6 protein-coding genes and 2 tRNA genes are annotated in these 6,042 nt (G+C 68.5%); all 8 read left to right on the top strand.

Translation table 11 applies throughout. From position 1 onward, the window contains the following. The coding region (locus tag VLK61_RS27885; RefSeq protein WP_325426207.1) for an alpha/beta hydrolase at window positions 1–873 on the top strand (873 nt) is incomplete at its 5' end. A 117-nt stretch (window positions 874–990) separates the two neighbouring features. After that, a complete protein-coding gene (tolB, locus tag VLK61_RS27880; RefSeq protein WP_325426205.1) occupies window positions 991–2,274 on the top strand; it encodes a Tol-Pal system beta propeller repeat protein TolB in 1,284 nt (427 codons plus the stop codon). 84 nt (window positions 2,275–2,358) lie between these two features. Then, entirely contained in the window at window positions 2,359–2,949 is a 591-nt protein-coding gene (gene pal / locus VLK61_RS27875; RefSeq protein WP_325426203.1) for a peptidoglycan-associated lipoprotein Pal, read from the top strand. A 55-nt stretch (window positions 2,950–3,004) separates the two neighbouring features. Next, window positions 3,005–3,784 carry a tol-pal system protein YbgF gene (ybgF, locus tag VLK61_RS27870; protein WP_414636877.1) on the top strand — a complete coding sequence of 260 codons (780 nt, stop codon included), beginning with the start codon at window positions 3,005–3,007 and terminating at the stop codon, window positions 3,782–3,784. Between the two features lie 12 nt (window positions 3,785–3,796). Beyond that, window positions 3,797–4,912, top strand: coding sequence for a YeeE/YedE family protein (locus tag VLK61_RS27865; RefSeq protein WP_325426199.1), 1,116 nt, complete (start codon window positions 3,797–3,799; stop codon window positions 4,910–4,912). 10 nt (window positions 4,913–4,922) lie between these two features. Next, window positions 4,923–5,696: a tRNA threonylcarbamoyladenosine dehydratase gene (locus VLK61_RS27860; RefSeq protein WP_325426197.1), complete on the top strand. Its 774-nt coding sequence runs from the start codon at window positions 4,923–4,925 to the stop codon at window positions 5,694–5,696. A 77-nt stretch (window positions 5,697–5,773) separates the two neighbouring features. Then, window positions 5,774–5,849, top strand: a tRNA-Lys gene (locus tag VLK61_RS27855). A 23-nt stretch (window positions 5,850–5,872) separates the two neighbouring features. Next, window positions 5,873–5,948 (top strand) — tRNA-Lys (locus tag VLK61_RS27850). Window positions 5,949–6,042: the final 94 nt, after the last annotated feature.

Genomic DNA, 6,042 nt, shown 5'->3' with positions numbered 1-6,042 from the left:
GTCTACCGCGAGCGCCGCTACTTCACGCAACCTGCGCCGCCGGCGATGGCCGAGCTGCGCGAGCTGCAGGCGCCGGGGCCCTTGGGGCCGATTCCGCTGCGCCTGTACCGCCCCGAAGGCGTGGCCGTGCCGGCGCCGGTGCTGGTGTACTACCACGGCGGTGGCTGGACCATCGGCGACCTCGACACCCATGACGTGCTGTGCCGCGAACTGGCGCTGGGCGCCGGCTGCGTGGTGATCGCGGTGGACTACCGGCTCGGCCCGGAACACCGCTTCCCGGCCGCCGTGCAAGACGCGGAGGCGGCCACCCGCTGGGTGCAGGCGCAGGCCGTGGAACTCGGCGTTGATGCCCGTCGGCTGGCGGTCGGCGGCGACAGTGCCGGCGGCAACCTGGCCGCCACCGTGGCGCTGCTGTTGCGCGACGGCCCCGGCAACCCGGGTGAGTCGCCCGTTGCGAGCGACATGCCCGCGCCGCGCCTGCAGTTGCTGATCTACCCAGCCACCGACATGCGCGCCATCGCGCCGTCGCACACCCGCAATGGCGAAGGCTACCTGCTGACTGCCGACAGCATCCGCTACTTCCGTGCGCACTACATCGACCAGCCGGCCCTGCATGACGACTGGCGCGCATCGCCGCTGCTGCATCCGGACCTGTCGCGCCTGCCGCCGGCGCTGGTCATCACGGCCGGCTACGACCCGCTGCGCGACGAGGGCCGGCAGTACGCCGATGCCTTGTCAGCCGCCGGCACGCCGGCACAGTACGTCTGCTTCGAGCGGCAGATCCATGGCTTCATCCCGATGGGCAAGGTGATCGAGGAAGCCAATACCGCGGTGATGCTGTGCGCCGGCGCACTGCGGCGCGCGTTCCGCTGAACCTGCCATTGGCAGCGGGCTGAACAGCTGGTGACGCTTGCTGGCGGGCGGCAGGGTGGGCCTGCCTACAATGCGCCCGCACGGAACCCTCAAGGCATCAGCGACTCCATTCACCCGATGCGACTTCACCGACGACGTTTCAACGCCGCCCTGGCCGCCGGCTTCGGCTGGGGCCTGACCGCCACCGCCCAGGCCCAGTTCCGGGTCGAAATCTCCGGCATCGGCGCCACGCAGCTGCCGATCGCCATCACCCGTTTCCGCGACGAAGACCGCAGTGGCCAGGCCATTTCGGCCATCGTGCGGGCCGACCTGGAGCGCAGCGGACTGTTCCGCGGTGTCGATTCCAGTGGGGCGCTGGACGAGCGCAGTGCGCCGCAGTTCCCCGATTGGCGCGCCCGCAATGCCGATGCGCTGGTGGCCGGCTCGGTCACGCGCCTGCCCGATGGCCGCTTCGATGTGCGCTTCAAGCTCTGGGACGTGGTCAAGGGCGAAGACCTGCTGGGCCAGGCGCTGGCTGTCTCTGCGGCCGACTTGCGCTTGGCTGCGCACCGCATTGCCGATGCGGTGCATGAAAGACTCACCGGCGAGCGCGGCGTCAATGCCACGCGCATCGCCTACGTCACGCGGGCGGCCAACCGCTACACGCTGCGCATCACCGATGCCGATGGTGAAGGCGGCCAACTCGCGCTGAGCAGCCCGCAACCCATCATCTCGCCGGCCTGGTCGCCCGATGGCCGCAAGCTGGCCTACGTGTCCTTCGAGTTCGACAAGGCCGTGGTGATGGTGCAGGACGTGTTCACCGGCGAGCGCCGCGCGGTGGCCAACTTCCGCGGCTCCAACAGCGCGCCGGCCTGGTCGCCGGACGGCAAGAAGCTGGTGGCAACCTTGTCGGTCGATGGCGTCTCGCAGCTCTACCAGCTGGACCTGGCCGGCGGCGACAAGCAGCGCCTGACCACCACCAGTGCCATCGACACCGAAGCGGTGTTCACGCCCAACGGCCAGAGCCTCTACTTCGTCAGCGACCGCGGCGGCAGCCCGCAGATCTACCGCATGCCGGTGAGCGGCGGTGGCGCCGAGCGGGTCAGCTTCAGCGGCAGCTACAACATCAGCCCGGCGATCAGCCCCGACGGCAAGACCCTGGCCTACGTCGCGCGGGACGGCGGTGGCGCCTTCCGCGTGATGACGCTGGACCTGGCCGGCGGCAGCCCGCTGGCCGTGACCGACACCACCGACGACGAGAGCCCCAGCTTCTCGCCGAACGGCCGGTTGATCATGTACGCCACACGGGCCCAGGGCCGCGACGTGTTGATGACCACCACCCTCGATGGCAAGATTCGCACGCGCCTGCTGTCCACCGGCATCGACGTGCGCGAGCCGGCCTGGGGCCCGTTCATCCGCTGACCGCATGGCCATCGACGGCATGGCAGCGGCGTTTCCAGTCACCCGCCGTGCGGGAATTCAAACCTGACACGCAAGGAGCAGAACATGAGGCACGCTGATCGCATCCGCTCGTCCACCCCCCGTCGCACCGCGCTGCGCAGCACCGGCCTGTGTCTGGCCGTGGCCGCGGTGCTCGCCGGCTGCGGCTCGAACGTGAAGCTCGACGAAACGCCGGTGGTCGATGCCAATGCGCGCAGCGTGGGCACCATCCCGCAGGGCTCGAACGTCACCACACCGCAGGGCACCGGCACGCAGGAGTCGAAGGTCGCGACGATCTCGCTGGACCGCACGCCGGCGGCGCTCGCCAACCTGGGCCGCACGGTGTACTTCGACTTCGACAGCTTCATCGTCAAGGAAGACTTCCGCGGGCTGATCGAGTCGCATGCGCGCCTGCTGGCCACCAACAAGGGCAAGCGCATGCGTGTCGAAGGCCATACCGATGAACGCGGCGGCCGCGAATACAACCTGGCCCTGGGCCAGAAGCGCGCCGAAGCGGTGGCCAAGTCGCTGGCCTTGCTGGGCGCCGGCGATGCGCAGATCGAGGCCGTGAGTTTCGGCAAGGAACAGCCGGTGTCCGAGGCCCACGACGAAGTGGCCTGGGCCAAGAACCGCCGGGCCGAGTTGAAGGACCGCTGAAGTGCAGCACCGTCCGCTCGTGCAGCCGCCGCGGCGCCAGGCCCGCGCCGTCGTCATGCTGCTGGCCTGCATGGTCGGCCTGTTGGCCGGCACGGCCGGCGACGCCCGTGCCGGCCTGTTCGACGATGAAGAGGCTCGCAAGGCCATCCTCGATCTGCGCACCCGCATCGCCACCAACGACGAAGCGGCCAAGAGCCGCATTGCGGAGTTGTCGGTGCTCAATGCGCAGTTGCTTGACCAGTTGCAGCAGCTGCGCCGCAGCCTGGTCGATCTGAATGCGCAGCTGGAGGCGCAACGCACCGAATCGGCCCGCCTGCGCGGCGTGCAGGAACAGATGCAGCGCGACGTGGCCGAACTGAAGCAGGGCCAGAAAGCCGGCGCGCAGGGGCTGGAAGAGCGGCTGAAGAAGCTGGAGCCCACCCAGGTGTCGGTGGATGGCAAGGAGTTCCTGGTCGATCCCGACGAGCGCCGCGCCTACGACGACGCGATGGCGGTGCTGCGCAACGGTGAGTTCGACAAGGCCGCGGCCGTGCTCTCGGCCTTCGTGCGGCGCTATCCGACCAGCGGCTACCTCGATTCGGCGCGCTTCTGGCTCGGCAATGCGCTGTACGGCAAACGCGACTACAAGGAAGCCGTCACGACCTTCCGTGCGCTGATCACCAATGCACCGGAGCATCCACGCGCGCCGGAGGCGATGCTGGCGCTGGCCAACTGCCAGGTCGAGATGAAGGACATCAAGGCCGCCCGGCGCACGCTGGACGATCTGCTGAAGACCTACCCGAAATCCGAGGCTGCTAGCGCCGGACGTGAGCGGCTGGGTTCTCTCAAGGGTTGATGGTCGTGCGGTATGAGCGACGCTGAGCTGCAGGCGCTCGGCCCCCAGGTGCTGTGGGCGGCGTTTGCGCTCGGTGGGCTGTTCGGCGCGATTGCGCAGCGCACGCATTTCTGCACGATGGGCGCGGTGGCCGATGTGGTCAACATCGGCGACTGGACGCGCCTGCGCATGTGGGCGCTGGCCATCGGCGTCGCGATGCTGGGCTTCAATGCGATGGTGCTGCTGGGCTGGCTGCGCGCGGCCGACAGCCTGTATGCCGCGCCGCAATGGCAGTGGCTGTCGCAGATCGTTGGCGGGCTGATGTTCGGCTTCGGCATGGTGCTGGCCTCGGGCTGCGGCAGCAAGACGCTGGTGCGCGTCGGCGGCGGCAACCTGAAGTCGCTGGTGGTGTTTTGCGTGCTGGCCATCGCGGCCTTCGCGACGCTGAAGGGCATTACCGCGGTGGCACGCGTCAACACCATCGACCGGGTGGTGTGGGCGCTGCCGGCGGGCCAGGACCTGCCGTCGTTGGTTGCCTGGGCCTTCGGCGGCAGCGCGCAACACCATGCCGGCTGGCTGGGTGCGCTGATCGGTGGCGGTGTCGTGGCCTGGGTCCTGGTGCGGCGTGAAGGCCGCTCGGCCGCTGTGCTGCTGGGCGGCATCGGCATCGGCGCGGTGGTGGTGGGGGCCTGGTGGGTGTCGGGCCGTCTGGGCCACCTGGCCGAACACCCGCAGACGCTGGAGCCGGCCTTCCTGGCCACCAATTCGCAGCGCATGGAGGCCTTCAGTTTCGTCGCACCGCTGGCCTATGCAGTGGACTGGCTGCTGTTCTTCAGCGACAAGAGCAAGCTGCTGACGCAGGGCATCGTGATCGTCGCCGGTGTCGTGCTCGGCAGCGCCGTGGCGGCGCTGCTGGGCCGCAGCTTTCGCTGGGAAGGATTTCGGGGTGTCGAGGACACCGCGAACCACCTGGTCGGCGCGGTGCTGATGGGCGTGGGCGGCGTCTGCGCACTGGGCTGCACCATCGGGCAGGGCCTGTCGGGCGTGTCGACGCTGTCGATCGGCAGTTTCGTTGCGCTGGCGGCGATTGTCGGCGGTGCAGTGCTGGCCTTGCGCTGGCAGGTCTGGCGCATCGAGCGGCAGGCATGAGGCTGCAGCAATGAGTGTGGTGCACGACCTGGCGCCCGACCTGGAGCGCCGTTTCGGCGGCTTGAGGCGCCTGTATGGCGATGCCGGCTACGCCCGCGTGCGTGCCGCCTCGGTGGCGGTGATCGGGCTCGGCGGCGTGGGTTCGTGGGCGGTAGAAGCGCTGGCTCGCAGCGGTGTCGCGCGGCTGGTGCTGGTGGACCTGGACCATGTGGCCGAGTCCAACATCAACCGCCAGGTGCAGGCGCTGGGCAGCACGCTGGGCATGGCGAAGGCCGAGGCGCTGCGCCAGCGCGTTGCCGACATCCACCCGGGCTGCGAGGTGCAGACCATCGAAGAATTCGCCAGCGCCGACAACTGGCCCGGCCTGGTGCCGCAACCGGTGGACGCGGTGATCGATGCCTGCGATCAATCGCATGCCAAGCTGGCAATGGCAGCCTGGGCTTTGGCCGGCGGCAGCGCGTTCGTCACGGTCGGCGCGGCCGGCGGCAAACAAGCGGCACAGCGTGTCGAAGTGGCCGACCTGGCCGAGGCCACGCACGACCCATTGCTCGCCGCGCTGCGCCAGCGCCTGCGCAAGCAGGGCGCGGCCAGGCAAGGCGCGATGGGCCTGCGCTGCGTGTTCTCTCGGGAAGGCGTGGCTGCGCCGGCCGAGGCCTGCGAGGCGGAGGGTGGCAACGACGGCAGCCTCAATTGCCATGGTTATGGCTCCAGCGTGATCGTCACCGCCACCTTCGGCCTGGTCGCCGCCGGTGAAGTGCTGCGTCAACGCATCAACAGGGCTTGAACCAAGCAAAAAACCCGTGCTAGAATTTTGGGCTCTACCCGGGTGACGGGAAAAACCCCAAGGGGTGTGACCCGAGCGGGTTGTTAGCTCAGTCGGTAGAGCAGCGGACTTTTAATCCGTTGGTCGTGGGTTCGAGTCCCGCACAACCCACCACCAGTCGTACCGGTCAGATTTTCGGGCTCTTAGCTCAGTTGGTAGAGCAGCGGACTCTTAATCCGTTGGTCGAGTGTTCGAGTCACTCAGGGCCCACCAAATACCAGCGTTTTTGCGATAACAGTCACTAACAATCAACGGACTGTTTCGCAAAACACAATCATGGCAAACGCAGGCCGCACTAGCGAGTCTG

The organism is Aquabacterium sp. (assembly GCF_035476535.1).
Lineage (GTDB): Bacteria > Pseudomonadota > Gammaproteobacteria > Burkholderiales > Burkholderiaceae_C > Pseudaquabacterium.
This window is presented reverse-complemented; position numbering and strand designations above follow the sequence as displayed.